We start from the raw sequence: 20,324 nt of genomic DNA, 5'->3' as shown, positions 1-20,324 counted from the left end.
CTTGGGTGGGTGCGAGGATAGCATGCGAATCGTGCGCTGGCCGCGCTTACCAGAGCCACGCGGGGCGGAACAGCACGCGCCCGAGCGGCAGTTTTCCGTCCGGCGCTTGCCGGCTCAGCAGTGCGGCGAACAACTCGCCCGCGGCGATGGCGTCGAACAGCGCGTCGTGCGCGCGATAGGCCGGCAGGTTGTAGCGCGCGCGCAGGGTGTGCAGGCGCAGCCCGTGCGCCGGGATCGGCTGGCCGGCGCGGCGCAGGGCCGTCTCCGCCAGGCGCAGCGTGTCCACGATGGCCAGCGGGGCGCGCACGCCGTACAGGCGCTGGCAGGCCTGCTCGAGGAAGCCGATCTCCAGGGCCGCGTGGTGCGCCACCATGACGCGCCCGGCGAGCGCGTGGAACAGGGCGTTCAGGGCCTCGTCCAGCGGTACCCCGCTGGCGGCGCGCTGATCGGTGATGCGGTGGATGACGGCGCTGGCCTCCGGGACTGGCCCTTCGGCGCGCACCAGGCGCTGGTCCGCGGTGGCGAGGTCGATGCGCGGGCCCTCCATCGCCACCCAGCCCATGCTCAGGATGCGGTCGTGTTCCGGGTCCAGGCCGGTGGTTTCCAGATCCACTGCGAGAAAGCGGCTGGCGGCCACCGGCTGGCCGGCGGGCGGCATGGGGGCCTCGAGGAGCTCGCGCAGCGGGCCCGGCGGGGCGCGGTGCGCAGCCCGACGCCGGGCGCGGCAGAAGCGCCAGTGGCCAGGCGGGCGGAGCCATGCGGCAGCGTGCAGAGGGCAGACCATCAGAGGGCCGTCTTGCGGGCGTCGTTCACCAGGCGGAAGGCGGTCTTCAGGTGACTGCGCTCCAGGGTGGACAGTCCGGCCGGGTCCAGCGCGTTGTCCGGGGGCTGACCGTTGCGGATCTGGCGAGCCTGATGGCGGGCGCGCAGGTTAGCGATGTACAGCCAGGCATCGGCCAGGTTGTCGGCCGTGCTCTCGTTGATAACCCCCGCCCGGGCCGCGGCGCTTAGTCGTTCCACCGTGCTGCGTGCCGCGCTGCCGGCGTGCAGGGCAAAGACTCGTGCCATGGTGACGATCGGCAGCAGCCCACGCATCTTCAGGTCGAGGGTGTCGGCGTGTGCGCCGCTGTCCTCCAGCACGAACTGGCGGAAGAAGCCGAGCGGCGGGGGCAGGTTGCGCGCCTGGTCGGCCAGGGTGCTCAGCAGGGCCTCGTGGCGCGCACCAACCTCCAATGCCTGTTGGCGCAATGGTTCGAACAGTTCGGCCGCACCGTGGATCACGCGCATGTCGAGGTAGTGGGTGGCCAGCATCGCATCGCGTGGGGCCGGGTGGTGCAGCACGCGTTCCATCTCCCGCGCCCAGTCGGCCGCGGGTCGGCGCCAGTCGGGATGGGTCGGATCGACATCGCCGGGGCAGGCGCGGATGCCGCAGGCGTCGAGGCCGGCGGTCACCCCGCGGGCAAGCTCCGCGAACCAGGCGTCGACGTCCGGCGAGGCGTTGTCGGCAATGATGAGTGCGGTGTCCTGGTCGGTGAACACGGTCTGCTCGTGGCGCCCCTGGCTGCCGCTCGCAAGCCAGGCAAAGGCGCAGGGGGCCGGGCCGCGGTCGCGTTCGTCCAGCTCGATCAGGCGCTGGGTGAGTGTGTCGATCACCGTGGTCACGGTCTGGGTGAGCTGGGTGGCATCGGCGCCGGCCTCCACCAGTTGTACCTGCAGTTGGGGCAGGGCCTGCATCACGCCTTGCAGGCCGGCGAGGTCGTCGGCCCGGCGCAGGTCGCGTACCAGATAGACGGCGCTGGTGCCCTGGTGGCGGATCAGGTCGGTGCTGGAGAGGATGCCGGCCAGCGCCCCGTCGGCCTCGTGGACGACCGGGAGGTGGTGAATGTCGTGGCGCGCCATGCGCAGCAGGGCCTCGAAGGCGGGGGTGCCGCGGTCAACGGTGGTCAGCGGGCTGGCCATGGATTCGGCAACGGGCTGGCCGGGGTCCACGCCGTTGGCGATCGCACGGCGCAGGTCGGTGTCGGTGAGGATGCCGCAGGGTTTGCCTGGGCGCTCGGGCGTGTGCAACAGCAGCGCGGAGATGTCGGCCCGGTCCATCAGACGCGCCGCCTCGCGCAGGCTGAGCGTGCTGACGGCCAGTATCGGGTCGGAGGTCATCAGGGCGCGCACCGGCGTGGTTAGCAGGCTGTGGTCTCCGTGCCCGTCGTGTGCTGTGCGGTCGGTGGCCAGGGGGCGCGGGGCGTCGGCGGCGAGGAACTGGGCGATGGCGCCGTCGCGCGTGGCCAGCTCAAGGGCGCGATCCAGTGGCAGGTGGTAGACCAGGGCGTCCTCGGTGACCGGGCCCAGCGGGTGCGCCGGGGTGTTGGGGATGTGCACCAGATCGCCCTCGCCCAGGCGGTCGTGCAGGGTGTCGTGCGCGTCGCGGATCTCCAGCGTGCCGGTGCGCACGATCCACAGGCCGGGTTCGGCGTCCGGCGGGAAGTAGGTGCCCTCGCGCAGGTAGCGCAGGGTGAGCTGGCGCACGAAGGCATCCCTGCTGGCCTCTGGCAGGGGGGCCAGATCAGGGCAGTGGTCGAGAAACTCGCGGATCTCTTCGAGTTCGCCGTTCATGCGTGGGTCCGTGTGGGGTGGGACAACCGGCAATCGACCGGGGTGGGGTCGATTGCCGCTTGGCCCGCAGACACTGTGCCAGATAAAAGGGGCCGACCCGGTGCACCCGAGCCGACCCCATCTTTTCTACTATCGAATGACCATTCAGTCATGGTGGCGGGGACCCCGCCATGCCGATGTTTCCGGGCATGGCGGGGCCGTCCATCAGCTTTCGGTACGCGGTACGCGCACGCTTTCCACCAGGTCCTGGATGTCCTTCGGCGGTTCCTTGGTCAGCTTCATCACGATGTAGGCGGTGACGAAGTTGAAGACCGCGCCGATGGCGCCGAAGCCGGTCGGGTTCACGCCCAGCAGCCAGCCGTCCGGGTTGTCCGGGAGCATGGCGGTGCCGGAGAAGAAGAACCAGCCCTTGTACGTGAAGATGTACAGCAGGGTGGTCAGCAGACCCACCAGCATGCCGGCGATCGCGCCTTCCTTGTTCATCTTCTTCATGAAGATGCCCATCATCAGGGTCGGGAACAGCGAGGCCGCGGCGAGACCGAAGGCCAGTGCCACCACCTCGGCTGCGAAGCCGGGTGGATTCAACCCCAGGTAACCGGCGAACAGGATGGCGACACCCATGGCGATACGTCCGGCCATGAGCTCCCGTTTCTCGCTGATCCTTGGCATGAACACGCCCTTCAGCAAGTCGTGCGAGATGGCCGATGCAATGGCCAGCAGCAGTCCCGCTGCGGTCGACAGTGCGGCGGCGATCCCGCCCGCTGCGACCAGTGCGATGACCCAGCCCGGAAGCCCGGCGATCTCGGGGTTGGCCAGCACCATGATGTCGCGGTCGAGGGTGACGATCTCGGACCCTTCCCAGCCGTATTCCTCTTCCGCCATCGCGGCGAACTCTTCGTTGCCGTCGTTGTAGTACTGGATTACGCCGTCGTCGTTCCTGTCCTCGAAGGCGAGCAGGCCGGTCTGTTCCCAGCGCTCCATCCACGCCGGCCGGTCCGCATGGGCCAGGTGCCCCTCTTCGGTGCCGATCTCGCCCGGGTGGACGGTGTTCACCAGGTTCCAGATGGCCATCGCGCCGACTGCCGGGGCGGTGGTGTAGAGGATGCCGATGAACACCAGCGCCCAGCCGGCGGACTTGCGGGCATCACGCACGCGCGGAACGGTGAAGAAGCGGATGATCACGTGCGGCAGGCCCGCGGTACCGATCATCAGCGCCAGCGTCAGCAGGAACATGTTGAGCATGCTCATGCCGCCCACTTCGGTGTAGGCGTGGAAGCCCAGATCGACCATGGTCTGGTCCAGCGCCTCCAGCAGGTAGGTATCCGTCCCCTGCAGGGTGGAGCCCAGTCCCAGCTGCGGGACCGGATTGCCGGTCAGGGTGATGGCAATGAAGATCGCCGGCACCGTGTAGGCAAAGATCATGATCACGTACTGCGCGATCTGGGTGTAGGTGATGCCTTTCATCCCGCCGAGCACGGCGTAGATGAACACCACGGTCATGCCGGCGATCAGGCCGGTGGCCAGTGGCACTTCCAGGATGTTGGAGAAGGCGATCCCGACGCCGCGCATCTGCCCGATCACGTAGGTCACGGACATCACGATCAGCGCGATCACTGCGATGATGCGCGCGGTCTTCGAGTAGAAGCGGTCCCCGATAAATTCCGGCACCGTGAACTTCCCGAACTTGCGCAGGTACGGGGCCAGCAGCAGCGCCATCAGCACGTAGCCGCCGGTCCAGCCCATCAGGTAGGCGCCCCCGGTGAAGCCGAGGAACGCGATCAGGCCGGCCATGGAGATGAACGACGCGGCGGACATCCAGTCCGCGGCCGTGGCCATGCCGTTGGCGATTGGGTTGATGCCGCGCCCGGCGACGTAGAACTCGCTGGTCGAACCGGCGCGCGCCCAGATGGCGATGCCGATGTACAGGGCGAAGGTCGCCCCGACCACGAGCAGGCTTAGAAGCTGTTGATCCATGACAGGCTTACTCCTCGTGGACGTTGAACTTGCGATCCAGCACGTTCATGCGCCAGGCATAAACGAAGATCAGGATGATGAAGGTGTAGATCGAGCCCTGCTGCGCGAACCAGAAGCCCAGCGGATAGCCCCCCAGCTGGAACGCGTTCAGCGGCTGGGAGAGCAGAATGCCCAGCACGAACGACACCACGAACCAGATTGCCAGGCAGATACCCAGCAGGCGCAGATGCGCCCGCCAGTAGGCCTGCCGGCTCAGGTCTTCTTGTGACATGACGATGCTCCTCTCGTAAGGTTTTGTTGTTTGCCGTGTTCCGTCACAGCTGGTATTGCACCTCAAGCTGTCCCTGCAGCTTGCGGGCCTGCCGGAAACTCTCCTTGAGCACCCGTCCCTCCAGGGCACCCAGCTCTTCCGGCCGGATTCGGTTGTCGTCGTCGCGTCCCTCGCGCAGCGCCTTTTGCTGGGCACGCAGGCGCAGCATCTGCAGGTAGCGCAGGGCGGCGTGGTAGTCCTGGGCATCGGCAGTGCGCATCACGTCCGCTGCCACAGCCTGGTCCAGGCGTTCGTGGGTGCGCGTGGCCGGCAGCTCGGCGGCCAGCGCGATCACCCGTGCGCCGTCGACGAAGGGCGTGAGGCCCTGCTTTTTGATGTCGATCCCGTTGGATCCGCTCTTGATCTCGCCGAACAGCCCCAGCGGCGGGCGGAACATCTGCTGGTTGGCAGCCATCTGGCGCCGAAAGCGGCTGTTGAAGGCGGTCTTCTGCAGCAGACGGGTGCGCAGCGCCTCGACGGGGCCGGCATTGCCGTCCACCGCGCGCAGATCGAAGAAGATGCTGCTCTTGAGCAGGTGCTCCGGCGTGCCTTGCTCGATCCAGCGGGTGAAGCGCTGATCCCACTCCGGGCCGCTCAGGCAGCACTCCGGGTTGCCGGCCATGATGTTGCCGGGGCACAGCGTGAACCCGCACTCGGCCAGCGCCTGGTTCACGGCCTTCGCGTACGGCAGCAGGCGCTCGCGGATTGCGTCGGCGTCTCCGGTGTCGGCATCGAACAGGATGCCGTTGTCCTGGTCGGTGACCAGGGCCTGCTCTTCGCGCGCCTGGGAGCCGAACGCCAGCCAGGTGAAGTCGATGCCCTCGATCGCCTCGTGTTCCGGGCGCAGCAGGGTCAGCACGCGGCGGGTGGCGTGTTCGTTGAGGCGCGTGATCAGGCGCAGGACCTGATCGGCCTCCGCGCCCTGGCCGGCCACTGCCTCGATCAGGCGTGGCACCTGGCGCAGGCGCTCGGCGACAGCGGCGACGGAGTCGGCGCGGCGGATCGCGCGCACCAGGCCGTCCAGGGTCAGCGGCTGACTGGTCAGCAGGTCGCGCTCGCCCAGCACGCCGACCAGGCGGCCGTCGCGCACCACACACAGGTGGGTCATCCCGTGCTCGGTCATCGCCTCGATACCCTCGAAGCCCGGGGTGCTCTCCTCCAGCGCCACCGGGTCGGGGGTCATCACGGCCGCGACCGGGGTGTCGAGGTCGACATCCGCGAGCGCCACGCGCGAGAGCAGGTCATGCAGGGTGAAGATGCCCACCGGCCGCTGGTTGTCGTCGACCGCGACGATGGAGCCGACACGTTCGTCGCGCATGGTGGTCAGGACCTCGCGCAGCCGGGTGTCCGGGCGGCAGGTAACCGGGCTGCGCGCCAGGCGCAGGACCAGCGGCGTATTGAGTTGTCCGGCGCCACCGTCGCGGGCGGACAGGGTGTCCAGGCCCTGCTGCAGGCGGTCCAGCAGGTTGGCCAGGCGGCGCGTGCAGAAGTCGTTAAAGACCCGCGAACGAGCGCGCAGGCGGTCGAAGTCCTCCAGGCTCAGTTCCAGGCAGACGGTGTCCTCCGCTGCGCGATGCACGGTATGTACCGCGCGGCGACCGAGCAGGGCGCCGATCGGGAAGCATTCGCCGGGGATCAGCTCCCAGGCCTTGCCGGAGAGCTGTTCGTCCTCGCTGGGGGTCTCGCCGCGGATGCGGCCCTGGCGGATGATGTGGAAACGCTGGGCCGGACCGGCCTCGGGATCGGTGATGCGCGCGCCACGCGCGTAGAAGCGGCTCTCCAGGCGGGGCAGCAGGAACTCCAGCGCATCCGTCTCGAGCTGGTCGAACGGGGCGTGGGCGCCGAGGAACTCCCGGGTGCTGTCGAGCGCGTCGGACATGGCGGTAGCGGCATCCCCAAAGTGATGGTGTTCACGTCTCGGGTGTCTACTGCAAGTTGCACGCCAATTCTTTGGCCCGCGCGAATCAGCAGGTTGTGGTCAAGCGGTCTGTTCCGTGCGTTACGTTGCGTAACGTGCGTGTTTCTTCTCGTTACACCGGCCCGCGGCGTAACGGAGGCAAATGCGAATGCCGACGTGTTCGCATTCGCCCCGGTCGTCAGCAAGCCTTCGTTACACCGGGGGGCGCCTGCCGGTGACGAAGAACACCACCGCCAGGATCAGGCCCACGACAAACAGGATCCAGGCGATTTGCGTGGCGGCCCCGGCAATCCCGCTCAGCCCCAGCGCGCCCGCGACGATCGCAACGATCAGGAAAAGTAGTGCCCATCCCAGCATTGGTTCTCTCCTTTCGACTCGTTTGAATTTTCAGTGTAGGCCAGAATTCGCTGACCCATGGCTTCTTGTATTCGGCTTGGCGTACCAGTTCTCAGTTCCGGATTCCCATGGGCGACCTGGCGTATCCACCAAGGACACACTGGGGGCAGGTGGGTGATGCTCGTTATGGGTTTTCAATCGGATGAACGTGCGTCCGGTCGGGAAATGTGAACCTGTTCAGGACGGCCTTGGTGTATGCCGAGATAGAGGTCGCCGGCGTCGGCACAAAAATGTTGCCTTTTCGATGGATTGGGAGGCATTGATCGGCGCGCCCTGGAAAAGAACTCCTGGAGAGAAAATGCAATGAGCAGCGTTATCCGAAAATCATGCAAGGATGCGGACGGTCCGTCGCGATTCCTGTCGCTGCCGGTATATGCGGTAGCCCTGGTGCTTGGCGGCATGCTGGCGGGCTGTTCCGATCCGGGCCCGGCGCAGGAGGCCGGCGAGGCAGTGGACGAGACGGTCGAGGAGGTGGACGAGGACCTGCGTGGCTGGATCGAGGATCTGCGCGAGGATGAGGTGCAAGAGGGCGAATCCGGCCGCGGGGGGCATGACGACGCATTCTCCGAGGAGGATCCGGCGCACGATATGGACTGATCAGTGGTCGCCGTGCCGTGGGGCCGGGTCGGAAAGGGATTCGGTCAAACGGATGCAGCAATCAGGAAACAAAAGGCTGGTGGGTGGGTCGCCATGAGCGGATGGCGGTTCGCCCATCAGCCTTTTTCTTTGGGTTCTGTGGGTGTGCGCGGTATCACGAGTCGGGTCTCGGGGTGGTGCGGTTTTGCACGTGTTTGAAAATGAGTCACGCATTTCTGCTTTCCCAACCTGGGGTGGTTCGGGAAAATCGCCGGCGTCTTTATGGCAGTCAAGAAGTTTTACATTTCTAGCCGATCAGGAAGGAGACGCGAAAATGAAAAAGATCTTGTTGAACACGGTTGTGGTGGCCGCTGCAGGGATCCTGGCGCCCCAGGTGGTGATGGCAGATGAGTCCGATCGGGGCGAGGGCCTGTACATGGGGCTCGGTACCGGTTTCAGCGCTCTGAAGAACGACCGCGACGAGGTCGCCGATTTCATCGGTTCCGGGGCCTCGGACTACCGCCTGGACGACGACGACAACGTCTGGCGCGGGTTTGTCGGGTACAACTTCAACCCGTATGTAGGGGTCGAGGGGTTCTACTCGGATCTCGGAAAGGTGAAGTTGCGCGGTGACGAGTCCGGTGCGCATACCGACATCAAGTCCCGAGCCTATGGTGCGAGCGTCCTCGGCAAACTGCCGATCGGGCAGCATTTCGAGTTCTTTGCGAAGGCGGGCCTCGCCAAGTGGGATGCAGACGTCCGGGGCAACCTGGGTGATGAGAGCATCACCCTGCGTGATAACGATGGCGTGGATCCGGTCTACGGACTCGGTGCGCAGGTGAATCTGGACAGCTTCCTGATTCGCGCCGAGTACGAACGCTATGACTTCGACAGCGACTACAAGGTCGACGCGTTTACTGCCTCGGTTGGCTGGCGATTCTAGGGAGACACTTGTTTAATCGCGCGCTCGAGTCGCTTTTGCGTGCGAACAAGGCGCGGTGACTGCCGTGCAGTCACTCTGCACAAAGGAACCGCAACGCTGTTCGCGCGCCCGTTTCCATCAACAACGGGCGGCCGAGCCCCTGCATTCAATGGCTTGTGGGGTTGGTGCCCCCCCGATCCTGAATGAATATGGCCCGATCCTGCGTTGCGCCGCTTGCGGGTAGAACCACTACCCGCTGCACGACGCGCCTTGTCTCGGAAAACAGGGGGCACCAACGCGAACGCGCGATTCAATCCGCGTCTCTCTGGAAAATACGGGCACAGACGGCCCACGAGATAACGTCTTGACGCCGCCCCGGTTGGTTGCTGGGGCGGCGTTTTACGTGGGGAGAACGGCGTGACCTTCAGGCGGCCTTGGCGATGCCTTCCTGTCGGCCCGGGCGGCCTTCCTTCAGGGTGACCAGTTCCTCGGCGCTGGTCGGGTGCAGCGGGATGGTCAGGTCCAGGTCACGCTTGGTTGCGCCCATGCGTACGGCCACCGCGAAGCCCTGCAGCATCTCGTCGACGCTGGCGCCGATCATGTGGATGCCGACGACCTTTTCGTCGTCCCCGGAGCAGACCAGCTTCATTGCGACCGGCGGGACCTCGCCCTCGGCGAAGGCGCGGTTGAGGCCGCCGAACTGGGTCTCGTAGATGCGCACCGTGTCTCCGTGCTTCTCCACCGCCTGCGGTTCGGTCAGTCCGACCATGCCCGCGGTCGGGTGGGTAAAGGTGACGGTGGGGATCTGGTCATAGTCGACCGGTACCGGGTTGGACTCCGGCGCATACCAGTGGGCGGCCAGACGGCGACCGGCGGCGATGGCCACCGGCGTCAGCGGGCCCTTGCCGATGATGTCGCCCAGGGCATAGATGCCCTCGACATTGGTCGCCTGCCATTCGTCCACCGGGATGATGCCGCCGCGGGCGATCTCGACGCCGGCCTCTTCCAGGCCCATGTCGGCGGTGGCGGGCTTGCGGCCCACGGCCCACAGCACCTTTTCGTATGGCCCCAGTTTCTGGCCGCCCTCGAGTTTCACGGTGACCGCGCCGGGCTCACCGCCCAGACCGGCGACCTTCACGCCCAGATGGCGGTCGATGCCCTGGTACTCCATGTGCTGGTCCAGCGCCTGCGAGATCATCGGGTCGAACATCTCCAGCACGCGGTCTTCCATCGCAACCACGTCGGTCTTCACCCCCATGGAGCGCAGCATGCCGGCCATCTCCAGGCCGATGTAGCCGGCGCCGATCACGGCAATGGACGCCGGCAGTTCGGTCCACTCGAAGAAGTCGTCGGAGGTGGCGCCCAGCTCGGCGCCTTCCAGCGGCGGCACGATCGGCGCGCCGCCCATCGCCAGCACGATGCGCTCGGCGGTGTACTCGGTGCCGCTGTCGCTGACGACCTTGTTCTTGCCGGTCAGGCGGGCGCGCTCCGGGATATGGGTGACACCCAGCTTCTCCAGGTGCCCGGACCAGAACTGGTTCAGGTTCTTCAGCATTGCTTGGCGTTTATTCGCCAGCTCGGCGTAGCGGATGCCCTTGATCTCGACATACACGCCGAACTCGCCGGCCTCGCGGGCGTGCGACAGGTGTTCCGCCGCGTACCAGGTGAGCTTCTTGGGCACGCAGCCTTCGTTCACGCAGGTGCCGCCCAGCGGCTTGGGGTCGAACACGGCAACGCGGGCGCCGTGCGGGGCGGCGCGTTCGGCGACCGCCAGGCCGCCGCTACCGCCGCCGATCACGATGATGTCGTAGTGTTCCATGTCCATGCCTCAAAAGGGTTTGGTGAAAAGGGGTTCGGTAAAAGTGTTGCATAGCGAGCGCACTCGTTGCGGTCGCCAGGGTCTGCCATCCGTGTCCGGACGTCCGGATGGGGCGACATCCGGACACGGATGGCCACCTGTGGGTGCAGATGGCCATCCGGGGCGGGCCGTGGACCCGCCCCGGGTGGTGGTGACGCGTTACGCCGCCTTTTTCTCGCGGGAGATCCATTCCTGCAGATCTTCCGCGCCGCCGATGCGGTGCCCGCCGACGAACACCTGCGGCACGGTCATCGCACCGGTAGCCGCCCGCAGGCTGCGCAGGCTGGCGTCGCGGCCCAGGATGATCTCTTCGTAATCCAGACCGGCGTTCGCCAGCATCTCCTTGGCGCTGGCGCAGTACGGGCAGCCCGGCTTGGTGAAGACGACCACATCTTCGGGGCAGGCGGCCTCGGGGGCGACGTGGGCCAGCATCGTGTCGGCGTCGGAGACGACGAAGGGGTCGCCCGGCTCGTCCGGCTCGATGAACTGCTTCTCGATCACGCCGTCGCGCACCAGCATGGAGTAGCGCCAGGAGCGGTGACCAAAGCCAAGGTCGCTCTTGTCGACCAGCATGCCCATCTGTTCGGTGAATTCGCCGTTACCGTCGGCGATGAAGGTCACCCGGTCGGCCTGCTGATCGGCCTGCCAGGCTTCCATCACGAAGCCGTCATTGACCGAGATGCAGACGATCTCGTCGACGCCGTGCTGCTTGAGCACCGGTGCCAGCTCGTTATAACGCGGCACGTGGGCGGATGAGCAGGTCGGGGTGAATGCGCCCGGCAGGGCGAAGACGACCACGTTGCGACCCTTGAACAGGTCTTCGCTGCGGACGTCATTCCAGTCGTTGTCCTTGCGGCAGCGGAAGGTGACTTCCGGGACGCGCTGACCTTCGCGATTTTCGAGTTCCATGTTTCGTACTCCTGTTTGGGTGTTAACTGCAGTAGACCAGAAAGAAGATTTTGGTTCGGTCGAGGCGATGCCCGACTGCGAGACTCAAGATAAGGGCTGGCCTCTCATTGATCCAGTTTTCGTTCTCTATGCGGTTGTTAGTTTCGGGCTATCGTCAGTTCCGGCCCTTTGTGGCGTCTCAAGGTTGACGCGTCCGCCGGAAATGCGGAAGCTTGCCGCCCGGATTCGGAAAGCCCGAATCGCGGTCCGCGTTATGGTGGTCCGTATCAGTCCCCTCGCGACGACAGGTTGTGAACCCCGCCAGGCCCGGAAGGGAGCAACGGTAGCAGCTGCGTCGGGCGCCGGGGTGTGGCGGGTGCGGGCCACCACCCTTTTCCTTGCGGCCCAGATTCCTGCGGTGATTGCCCCGCACCCGGGCACGCAACAGACTCCACTGACGGGGGAGGCATGAGTCACCAGGTTCTGGCCCGCAAGTGGCGTCCCTCGCGCTTCGAGGACCTGGTCGGGCAGCCGCATGTGGTGCGCGCCCTGGCCAATGCCCTGAGCGGCGAACGCCTGCACCACGCCTACCTGTTTGCCGGTACCCGCGGGGTGGGCAAGACCTCCATTGCCCGGATTCTTGCGCGCTGTCTCAACTGCGAGACCGGCGTGACGGCCACGCCCTGCGGCGAGTGCCGTTCCTGCGTGGAGATCGCCGAGGGTCGCCACCTCGACTTGATCGAAGTGGATGCCGCCTCGCGCACCCGGGTGGACGATACCCGCGAGCTGCTGGATAACGTCTCCTATGCCCCGACCACCGGGCGCTTCAAGGTGTACCTGATAGACGAGGTACACATGCTCTCGGAGAAGAGCTTCAACGCCCTGTTGAAGACTCTGGAGGAGCCGCCGGAACACGTGAAGTTCCTGCTGGCGACGACCGATCCGCAGAAGCTGCCGGTCACCGTGCTGTCGCGCTGCCTGCAGTTCAACCTGAAACCGATGCCGCCGGCGATGATCGCCGAGCACCTGACCCGGATCCTGGCCGCCGAAGGCGTCGAGGCGGAGCCGGGTGCCCTGCTGCGTCTGGGCGAGGCGGCCGAGGGCTCGATGCGCGATGCCTTGAGTCTGACCGACCAGGCGATTGCCTATGGCGGCGACCGCCTGAGCGAATCCGACGCCTGCGACATGCTTGGATTGCTCCCGCGCACGCGACTGGCCGCGCTGCTGGATGCGGTGTTTGCCGGGGACGGCCCGGCCCTGCTGGCGGGCCTGGCGGAGCTGGAGACGTTGGGGCCCGACTGGTCGCGCCTGCTGGACGAACTCGCCGCGCTGGTGCATCAGGTGGCGGTGCAGCAGGTGGCCGGTGTCACACCGGCGGCGGGCGAGGAGGCGCGGGTCTGGGCACACGAGGCCGCCGGCCGGGTCGACCCGGAAACGATTCAGCTGGCCTATCAGATCCTGATCCACGGGGTGCGTGATCTGCCCTACGCGCCGGACGCGCGCATGGGCGTGGAGATGACCTTGCTGCGCCTACTGGCCTTTCGCCCGGAGCCAGCCCCGGCGTCTGGGGAGGGCGAGGGCCAGGCCGAACGCCGGCCGGCCACGGTGCGCGGGGAAGCGTCTGCGCCGCGCACCGCGCCCTCCCGTAATGCCGCAGCGGCGGCGCGATCCGCTGCCGTCGAACCGGCCGTGCCGAACTCGGCCGCGCAGGCGGCCTCGCGCAGCGGTGAAAACTCGCCGCCGCCCCGCGAGCGGGTGAGTGAGCCGCCACCTCCGCGGGAGGCACCCACACCGCCGGTGCACGCCGATGAGCCCACGCACCGCGAGTCGTCGCCGCGACAGGCCACGCCGGCGGCATCTTCGACTGCGGAACCGGTCGCACCTGCCGTGGCCGCAGACGGGATGTTCGACTGGCACCGTTTTGCCGAGGGCCTGCCCATGGGGACGGTGCGCGAACTCGCCCTGCACGCGGAGCTGCGCAAGCATGACCAGGAGTGCGTGGTAATTGCGGTGGCTCCGGGTACGTTGTGTACCGACCGGGCCAGGACCCGCCTGAAGGAAGCGCTGGAGAAGACGCTGGGGCACTCCCTGCGCCTGGAGATTGTCAACCAGTCCGAACCGTCGGAGACGACACCCGCGGCGCGGCTTGCGGCGGCCTCGGCAGAGCGTCAGGCTAGCGCCGAGACGACCATGCGCGAGGACCCGGTGGTCCAGGCCCTGGGCCAGGAATTTGGCGCCGAACTGGGCGCGGTGCGCATTCGCGAAACCAACGAAGACAACTCCGCGGGCGACGCGTCGTCGGCCCCGCGCTAACCCGTCGAATACGGACAAACCCGCCTTGGTGCGGGGCAGGAGATCGAACCGATGATGAAAGGTGGCATGGGTGGCCTGATGAAGCAGGCCCAGAAGATGCAGGAAGACATGCAGAAGGTGCAGGCCGAGCTGGCCGAGATGGAGATCGAGGGCCAGGCCGGCGGCGGGCTGGTCAGCGTGGTGTTGACCGGCAAGTACGCCGCGCGCCGCGTGAAGATCGACCCCAGCCTGTTCGACGATGATCGCGACATGCTCGAAGACCTGGTGGCCGCCGCGATCAACGATGCGGTGCAGAAGGTCGAGTCCACCACGCAGGAGCGCATGGGCAGCCTGACCGAGGGCATGGGCCTGCCGGCCGGCATGAAGCTGCCGTTCTGAACCGGCGGAGCGGGCGCGCCTGATGGAAGCGGAACTGGACGAGCTGGTCCAGGCGCTGCGCTGCCTCCCCGGGGTCGGGGCGAAGTCGGCGCGGCGCATGGCGCTGCACTTGCTGGAGCGCGACCGTGAGGGCGCCCGACGCCTGTCGCGGGCGGTGGACGAGGCCGTGGCGCGCATCGGGCATTGCTCGGTGTGCCGCACGCTGACCTCGGCCGAGACCTGTTGGCGCTGCGCGGACCCGGAGCGCGATTCGCGGGTGGTTTGCGTAGTAGAGAGCCCCGGCGACGTGCTGGCGATCGAGTCGGCCACGGATTTCGGCGGTCGGTTTCACGTTTTGCTGGGTCGGTTGTCGCCGCTGGACGGGATTGGCCCGGAGGAGCTGGGGCTCGACCGACTGGAGGCCCGCTTGCAGGCGGAGGGTGTGGAGGAGCTGATCCTGGCGACGAACACGTCGGTAGAGGGCGAGGTGACCGCGCATTACCTCGCGGAGATGGCCGCACGTCACGGGATTCGTACCACGCGTATCGCCCAGGGTATCCCCAGCGGCGGCGAGCTGGAGTACATCGATGCCGGCACCCTGGCGCATGCACTTTCGGGTCGGCGCGAATATTGATGCGTGGTAATATTGTGATACAGGAGTAGCGGCATGACGGATTGCGTGTTCTGCAAGATCGTGGCGGGCGAGATCCCGGCCCGGGTGGTGTTCGAGGACGACGCGGTGCTGGCCTTCGAGGATCTGAACCCGCAGGCGCCCGAACATGTGCTGGTGATCCCGAAAACGCACATTGCCACGCTGAACGATTTGAGCGCTGCGGAGGCCCCGGTGATCGGGCAGATGGCCCAGGCCGCGGCGGAGATCGCACGCGATCGCGGATTTGCGGAGAACGGTTATCGAACCGTGATGAATTGCAACGACCACGGTGGGCAAACGGTCTACCATATACACATGCATGTCCTCGCTGGGCGTGCACTGAGCTGGCCCCCCGGCTAGCGACCAGGAACGACAACACGGATTACTGGTGTGACGCGACAAGGATCGAACGGTGCAGCCCTGAAGCGGCCGCAGGCACAATGCCTGCGGCCGCTTCGTGCGCGCGCGTGGCGCTCGGGCTGGTTCGTGGTTTCGCTGGTGGTTGCGGGGCTCGCACTGGGCACGGGCGCTGCCAGCGCCGCCGACCGTTACTCGCTGGTTGCGCCACCCCAGACCCAGGGGGTCGGTGGGGCGGGGGTGACGTTGCGCGACGAGCCGGAAATGGGTCGCGACACCGAATCGCGCTATCGCCTGTCGGTGCGCAGTACCGGCGATGCCTCGGCCCTGGACGAGGCCGACAATGCCTTTGGCGGGACACGCCTGTTCGAGGCGGTGGGTGGCTATCACCAGGAACTGGGTGGGGGCTTCGGCTACGGCCTGAATCTTGGGGTGGGCATGGAGACGCGTCCGGACTGGAACGAGCTCGGGCCGTCCGGTGAGTCCACCGCGTACTTCACCGATTTCAGCTTCGGGCCGACCTTCGCCTCCGGGCGTTTCGACAGCCAGTTCCGGGTGGGCGTGCGCCAGCCGCTGTCCAGCGAGGATCGAGATCTGGGCTTCGGCTACGGTGATCGCAGTCGCGAGACGGGCCGTACCGCCGGCTACCTGAGCCTGGATGGCCGCCTGCGTCTGCAGAATCAGTCCGAGCTGTCCCTGAGCCTGTACTACGACGACTATTCGCTGAACTCCGCGGATAACTGGCTGGCCGATCGCCTCGAGTTTGAAGGCGTGAGCCGCGAGCCGGCCTCCTCGGTCATCGGCGTCGAGATGGGCCTGACCTTCTGATCCCGGCCCCCGCCGCGACATCTGCACACGTTCCGCCGCGACTCTCACTGCACGCCACCGTGCGGCCCCGCCCTTCCTGTTAATCGCTATATAACCCGTGGTTTTCTTCGCGCCTTCCGTGTGCTTCGTGGTGGGAAAGTTACCCGCGAGCGCGGTTCTGGGCGGGGATCTCGGCGGCGAGGGCGTGCCAGGCCTGCAGGCGTGGAGCGGGGAGTTCTCCGGCCTCGATCGCGGTCAGTACCGCGCAGCCGGGCTCGCTCTGGTGGCGGCAGTCGCGGAAGCGGCAGTGATCGCCAAGCTCCGCGATGTCCGGGAAGCCGCGTTGCAGGGTGTCCAGAGACGGGATCTCGGGGGTGAAGTCACGCACGCCGGGCGAGTCAATCCAGGCGCCGCCGTTGGCCAGGGGAAACCACTGGGCGGTGACCGTGGTGTGGCGTCCCTCGCCGGAGGCGGCCAGGTCACCAGTGGTTGGCGCGATCGCGTCGACGATCCCGTACTCATCGAGCAGCGCGGCGACCAGCGAGGACTTTCCGACGCCGGACTGCCCGACCAGGATGTTGGTCTGGCCGGCCGCCGCCGCCGCCAGGTCGTCCAGCCCGAACCCGCTTTTGGCGCTGACGAATAGCGGATCCAGATCCAGCTGGCGGTAGGCGCCCAGCCACTCGGGCCGGGCCGCGGGTCCCTCGTCCTGTTTGTTGATCAGCAGGCGGGGGCGGGCGGGCAGGTTGAGGATGGCCACCAGGAAGCGGTCGATCAGGTTGCGCGAGGGTGCCGGTTCCGGCGCGATCACAATCCACACGCAGTCGATATTGGCCGCGATGACCTTGCGCCGGCCGAAGCCGTCGCGGCGCACGAGCACGTTGTTGCGATCCAGCTGGCGGGTCACCTCGCCGCCGGTGGCATCCAGCTCGACCAGGTCGCCGCAGGCGAGGTCGCGGAAGCGGCGGTGCAGGCGTAACCGCCGCGGGGCCGCGTCGGGCCCCGCGATGTCGGCCATCTGGTTGTGGCGGGCGAAGACCCGGGCAATCTGCGTCAAGCTCGTACTCGGCCGTGGCGGCTAGGGGAACACTGATCAATGTACACGTTCGCGCTCGAGTCACTTTTGCGTGCGAACAAGGCGCGGTGACTGCCGTGCAGCGTTCTGCACAAGGGAGCCGCAACGCCGTGCGCGCGCAAAAGTGGCCGAGCCCCTTCATTCGATAGCTTGTGGGGTTGGTCCCCCAGGTTCCCCGATCCTGCGTTGCGCCCCTTGCCGGTAGAACCACTACCGGCTGCGGACCGCGCCTTGTCTCGGAAAACCTGGGGGACCAACGCGAACGTGTACATTGATCAGTGTTTCCCTAGGGTTAGTCGAACAGGGCATCGACGCGCGCGGCACAGATAAAGTCATTCTCGCTCAGCCCGCCGATGGCATGGGTCGAGAACTCCACCGCACAGCGGTTGAAGCCGACCGCCATGTCGGGGTGATGATCCTCGCCATGCGCGATCCAGGCGACGGCGTTCACGAACGCCATGGTCTCGTGGAAGTTCTTGAACTTGAAGCTGCGCTGGATGCTCTTGCCGGTCTCGTCGATACCCCAGGCGTCGTGCAGCTGTCCCAGGGCGTGCTGGGCATCGTCCCGTGGCATCGGGTTGGTAAAGCCTTCGCAGGACTGGCAGTGCTTGGTTTTCAGATCAGTCATCGAACTGGTAGTACTCCGCGTTGAGGTAGGCGACCACGGCATTGACCTCGTCGTCGAACCAGTTGGTACCGAGATTCACGTTGCAGTTGTTAACCTGGGCCACCAGTTCGTCGTGCGAGCCGACCATGCGGTTCGATCGCGTGTAGAGGTCGGAGCCATCGCCTCCGACCATGTCGGCGTGACAGCTGATGCAGTTGTCGCTGTGCAGCTCCTGTCCCATGCGGATGTCATCCGCCAGCGCGAAGTTTGCGCCGCCAAGGCTCAGGGCCAGCGCGGCAGTGCCGGCGGCAATACGTGCGTTGGTATGTCGCATTGTTCCCTCCTGATCACGGGGGTTGGAGTCCGGGGCCACAGGCCCCGCAACCATGATGATAGACTCCTGCGGCATATGAAAGGGCCGTGGTCGTCACACGACGGCCTCCCCGCGAAGGAGTACGCGACATGGCCGTGAATGCCGAAAACCTGATTTGGATCGATCTCGAGATGACCGGTCTGGAGCCGCAAACCGACCGGATCCTGGAGGTGGCGACCATCGTCACCGACAAGGACCTGAACATCCTGGCCGAAGGGCCAGTCATTGCCCTGTACCAGCCGGCCGAGGTGCTGGAGGGGATGGACGAATGGAACCAGCGCACGCATGGAACATCGGGGCTGATCGAACGGGTGCGCAACAGCTCGTCGGACACCCGCGATGCGGAGCAGGCGACCCTGGCGTTCCTGGCACAGTATGTGCCGAAGGGGGCCTCGCCGATGTGTGGCAATTCCATCTGCCAGGACCGGCGCTTCATGGCGCGCCTGATGCCGGAGTTGGAGCAGTACTTCCACTACCGCAATCTGGATGTCTCTACCTTGAAGGAGCTGGCGCGGCGCTGGGCCCCGGACGTGATCGCGCAGTTGCGCAAGAACGCGTCGCACCAGGCGATGCAGGATATCCGCGATTCCATCGACGAACTGCGCCTGTACCGCGAACGCTTCATCCAGATGCCGCCGGCGTCGCAGCAGCACTAGCCTCCCGTCCTTCCAGGCGCCATACCGCACTTGGCGTGGGCGCTGTGTCCGCCCTTGCTGGGCCCGGTTCAACATCTGGTGTTTACGGTGGCTTCGTCGGGCCGCCTGCCACGCGCTCCCTCGCGAGCGCACCGCGAGGGGCTCCATACGGAGAAGAAGGTCAAAATAGGCGGTATCTCGTAGGGTGCTGTTGAGCGCAGCGAATCGCACCGTTCCCCACGCCGTGCGGAACCCTGATGCGATTCGCTGCGCTCATCACATCCTACGCCCCCCGGCGCCCGCTCCGCGGGCGTGGCACGCCATGGCCGCAGGCCGAGCGTGCCGATGATCCTCGAAGACCTAGCCATCATCCATTAGCAATATCGTCGGAACGGCCGTTGTCTTGACCTACCTCCCCGTTGCCGTCGCGCCGAGTGGAGAGGTTTTTCGCGGGACGATTCTCAATAGACACGGGGCGCTAAACACGGGGCGCTGGATGTCTGAGCGAAGCGCAGCGCAGCGAGTTCAGCGCCGCCCGCGAAAAGCCTCGGAGCGAGGGGAACCCCGGCCCGCGCAGCGGGCCGGGGTCGCGGCAGTCGGGCGTGTTTCTTGGGTACTTCTTTGCACGAGCAAAGAAGCCAGTTTTTGATCAACAACGGGCGCGGTGCGCTCGCGAGAGAGCGCGTGGCAGGCGGCCCGACGAAGGCACCGTAAACACCAGGTGCCGAACCATGGCCAGCCACAACCAGGCAGGCGGCGGACCGAAGCCATACTAAACACCATCGGATAAACCAGGCCTGGCCCTCAGGCGGTGAGCGACGCCCCGTAATCGTCGGGATCGCAACCGCAGAGCTAGTCCAGGCGCAGGGAGTAGTCGATGGCGTGGAGATGCTTGGTCAGGGCGCCGACCGAGATGTAGTCCACGCCGGTGGCGGCGATGGCCGCCAGGGTATCCGGTGTGACCCCGCCGGAGGCCTCGGAGATCGCGCGGCCGCGAATGCGCTGCACGGCCGTGGCCAGATCTGCCAGCGGCAGCTCGTCGAGCATGATCACGTCGGCCCCGGCGGCCAGGGCCTGATCGACCTCGTCGAGGTTCTCGGTCTCGACCTCTACCCAGCGCCCGGCGCCCAGGGTGCGGGCTCGTTCCACTGCGGCCGCGATGGAGCCGCAGGCGGCGATGTGGTTCTCCTTGATCAGCACGGCATCCCACAGGGCGAGGCGATGATTGTGGCCCCCGCCGCAGCGCACGGCGTACTTCTGCCCGTGGCGCAGGCCCGGGAGGGTTTTGCGGGTATCGAGGACGCGGCTGTCCGTGCCCTCCAGGCGGGCGACCCAGCGGGCGGTCTCGGTGGCCGTTCCGGATAGGGTCTGGAGCAGGTTGAGGGCCGCGCGTTCGGCCGCCAGAACGGCCCGTGCGGGGCCTTCCAGGGTGGCGATCACGCGCGGTGCGTCGTCCACTTCCACGTGGGTGCCTTCGGCCACCTGCCAGTCGATCCGTGTCCCCGGCGCGAGGCTGGCGAACACGCGGTCGAACCAGGGTTGGCCACAAACGATCGCGCTTTCCTTCAATAGCAGCGTGGCGCGCGCGACCCGTTCAGCCGGGACCAGGGCGGCGGTCAGGTCGCCGTCGACGCTATCGGGGCCCAGGTCCTCCGCGAGGGCGCCTTCGACCTCGCGCACCAGCATGGCCGCGTCC

At 66.7% G+C, this 20,324-nt stretch carries 20 protein-coding genes and 1 other RNA gene; 9 read left to right on the top strand and 12 right to left on the bottom strand.

The window, feature by feature from the left end; genetic code table 11:
- Positions 1–46: 46 nt before the first annotated feature.
- The 6 genes from F816_RS0105470 to F816_RS14405 all read right to left on the bottom strand — a co-directional run bounded on the left by F816_RS0105470 (position 47) and on the right by F816_RS14405 (position 7,169).
- The gene (locus F816_RS0105470; RefSeq protein WP_019593862.1) at positions 47–658 is read right to left on the bottom strand and encodes a 3'-5' exonuclease; all 612 of its coding nucleotides are present in this window, start codon (positions 656–658) and stop codon (positions 47–49) included.
- Between the two features lie 125 nt (positions 659–783).
- A complete protein-coding gene (locus tag F816_RS0105465; protein ID WP_019593861.1) occupies positions 784–2,610 on the bottom strand; it encodes a putative nucleotidyltransferase substrate binding domain-containing protein in 1,827 nt (608 codons plus the stop codon).
- A 204-nt stretch (positions 2,611–2,814) separates the two neighbouring features.
- On the bottom strand, positions 2,815–4,584 hold the full coding sequence (locus tag F816_RS0105460) for a sodium:solute symporter family protein (protein WP_019593860.1): 1,770 nt from the start codon (positions 4,582–4,584) through the stop codon (positions 2,815–2,817).
- 7 nt (positions 4,585–4,591) lie between these two features.
- Complete coding sequence (locus F816_RS0105455) at positions 4,592–4,855, bottom strand: DUF4212 domain-containing protein (RefSeq protein ID WP_019593859.1); 264 nt, start codon at positions 4,853–4,855, stop codon at positions 4,592–4,594.
- Between the two features lie 43 nt (positions 4,856–4,898).
- Positions 4,899–6,773, bottom strand: a complete 1,875-nt coding sequence (locus tag F816_RS0105450; protein ID WP_019593858.1) for a DUF294 nucleotidyltransferase-like domain-containing protein — start codon at positions 6,771–6,773, stop codon at positions 4,899–4,901.
- A 231-nt stretch (positions 6,774–7,004) separates the two neighbouring features.
- The gene (locus F816_RS14405; RefSeq protein ID WP_018146152.1) at positions 7,005–7,169 is read right to left on the bottom strand and encodes a DUF1328 domain-containing protein; all 165 of its coding nucleotides are present in this window, start codon (positions 7,167–7,169) and stop codon (positions 7,005–7,007) included.
- Between the two features lie 342 nt (positions 7,170–7,511).
- Here F816_RS14405 and F816_RS0105440 point away from each other — a divergent pair, with 342 nt between their 5' ends.
- Positions 7,512–7,805 carry a hypothetical protein gene (locus tag F816_RS0105440; RefSeq protein ID WP_018169358.1) on the top strand — a complete coding sequence of 98 codons (294 nt, stop codon included), beginning with the start codon at positions 7,512–7,514 and terminating at the stop codon, positions 7,803–7,805.
- A 313-nt stretch (positions 7,806–8,118) separates the two neighbouring features.
- Positions 8,119–8,727, top strand: coding sequence for a porin family protein (locus tag F816_RS0105435; protein WP_018169359.1), 609 nt, complete (start codon positions 8,119–8,121; stop codon positions 8,725–8,727).
- Between the two features lie 403 nt (positions 8,728–9,130).
- Here the strand turns inward: F816_RS0105435 and gorA are convergent, their stop codons facing one another.
- Positions 9,131–10,525 carry a glutathione-disulfide reductase gene (gene gorA / locus F816_RS0105430; RefSeq protein ID WP_026333142.1) on the bottom strand — a complete coding sequence of 465 codons (1,395 nt, stop codon included), beginning with the start codon at positions 10,523–10,525 and terminating at the stop codon, positions 9,131–9,133.
- A gap of 198 nt (positions 10,526–10,723) precedes the next feature.
- Positions 10,724–11,473 carry a glutathione peroxidase gene (locus F816_RS0105425; protein ID WP_019593856.1) on the bottom strand — a complete coding sequence of 250 codons (750 nt, stop codon included), beginning with the start codon at positions 11,471–11,473 and terminating at the stop codon, positions 10,724–10,726.
- 264 nt (positions 11,474–11,737) lie between these two features.
- Here F816_RS0105425 and ffs point away from each other — a divergent pair.
- The 6 genes from ffs to F816_RS0105400 all read left to right on the top strand — a co-directional run bounded on the left by ffs (position 11,738) and on the right by F816_RS0105400 (position 15,959).
- An RNA gene (gene ffs / locus F816_RS14395) (signal recognition particle sRNA small type) lies at positions 11,738–11,834 on the top strand.
- 86 nt (positions 11,835–11,920) lie between these two features.
- Positions 11,921–13,765 carry a DNA polymerase III subunit gamma/tau gene (gene dnaX, locus F816_RS0105420; RefSeq protein WP_019593855.1) on the top strand — a complete coding sequence of 615 codons (1,845 nt, stop codon included), beginning with the start codon at positions 11,921–11,923 and terminating at the stop codon, positions 13,763–13,765.
- Between the two features lie 51 nt (positions 13,766–13,816).
- A complete protein-coding gene (locus F816_RS0105415; protein ID WP_018146146.1) occupies positions 13,817–14,143 on the top strand; it encodes a YbaB/EbfC family nucleoid-associated protein in 327 nt (108 codons plus the stop codon).
- A 22-nt stretch (positions 14,144–14,165) separates the two neighbouring features.
- Positions 14,166–14,756: a recombination mediator RecR gene (gene recR / locus F816_RS0105410; RefSeq protein WP_019593854.1), complete on the top strand. Its 591-nt coding sequence runs from the start codon at positions 14,166–14,168 to the stop codon at positions 14,754–14,756.
- A 33-nt stretch (positions 14,757–14,789) separates the two neighbouring features.
- Positions 14,790–15,134, top strand: a complete 345-nt coding sequence (locus F816_RS0105405; protein WP_019593853.1) for a histidine triad nucleotide-binding protein — start codon at positions 14,790–14,792, stop codon at positions 15,132–15,134.
- Positions 15,135–15,164: 30 nt separating this feature from the next.
- Entirely contained in the window at positions 15,165–15,959 is a 795-nt protein-coding gene (locus tag F816_RS0105400) for a hypothetical protein (RefSeq protein ID WP_019593852.1), read from the top strand.
- A 139-nt stretch (positions 15,960–16,098) separates the two neighbouring features.
- Here F816_RS0105400 and rsgA read toward each other — a convergent pair whose 3' ends face one another.
- From rsgA to F816_RS0105385, 3 genes are all read right to left on the bottom strand, one after another.
- Positions 16,099–16,995, bottom strand: a complete 897-nt coding sequence (gene rsgA / locus F816_RS0105395; protein WP_019593851.1) for a ribosome small subunit-dependent GTPase A — start codon at positions 16,993–16,995, stop codon at positions 16,099–16,101.
- Positions 16,996–17,305: 310 nt separating this feature from the next.
- Complete coding sequence (locus F816_RS0105390) at positions 17,306–17,641, bottom strand: 4a-hydroxytetrahydrobiopterin dehydratase (protein WP_019593850.1); 336 nt, start codon at positions 17,639–17,641, stop codon at positions 17,306–17,308.
- Positions 17,634–17,954, bottom strand: coding sequence for a cytochrome c (locus F816_RS0105385; protein WP_019593849.1), 321 nt, complete (start codon positions 17,952–17,954; stop codon positions 17,634–17,636). Before F816_RS0105385 ends, F816_RS0105390 begins: the two co-directional genes overlap by 8 nt.
- Positions 17,955–18,082: 128 nt before the next feature.
- On the opposite strand from F816_RS0105385, the gene orn reads away from it, so the two are divergent.
- A complete protein-coding gene (orn, locus tag F816_RS0105380) occupies positions 18,083–18,649 on the top strand; it encodes an oligoribonuclease (protein WP_019593848.1) in 567 nt (188 codons plus the stop codon).
- Positions 18,650–19,480: 831 nt separating this feature from the next.
- Here orn and nadC read toward each other — a convergent pair.
- Positions 19,481–20,314 carry a carboxylating nicotinate-nucleotide diphosphorylase gene (gene nadC, locus F816_RS0105375; RefSeq protein ID WP_019593847.1) on the bottom strand — a complete coding sequence of 278 codons (834 nt, stop codon included), beginning with the start codon at positions 20,312–20,314 and terminating at the stop codon, positions 19,481–19,483.
- Positions 20,315–20,324: the final 10 nt, after the last annotated feature.

This window comes from Thioalkalivibrio sp. ALM2T (assembly GCF_000381505.1).
Lineage (GTDB): Bacteria > Pseudomonadota > Gammaproteobacteria > Ectothiorhodospirales > Ectothiorhodospiraceae > Thioalkalivibrio > Thioalkalivibrio versutus.
Note: the sequence above shows the minus strand (reverse complement) of the source record. Positions and strands in the feature narration are given on the sequence as shown.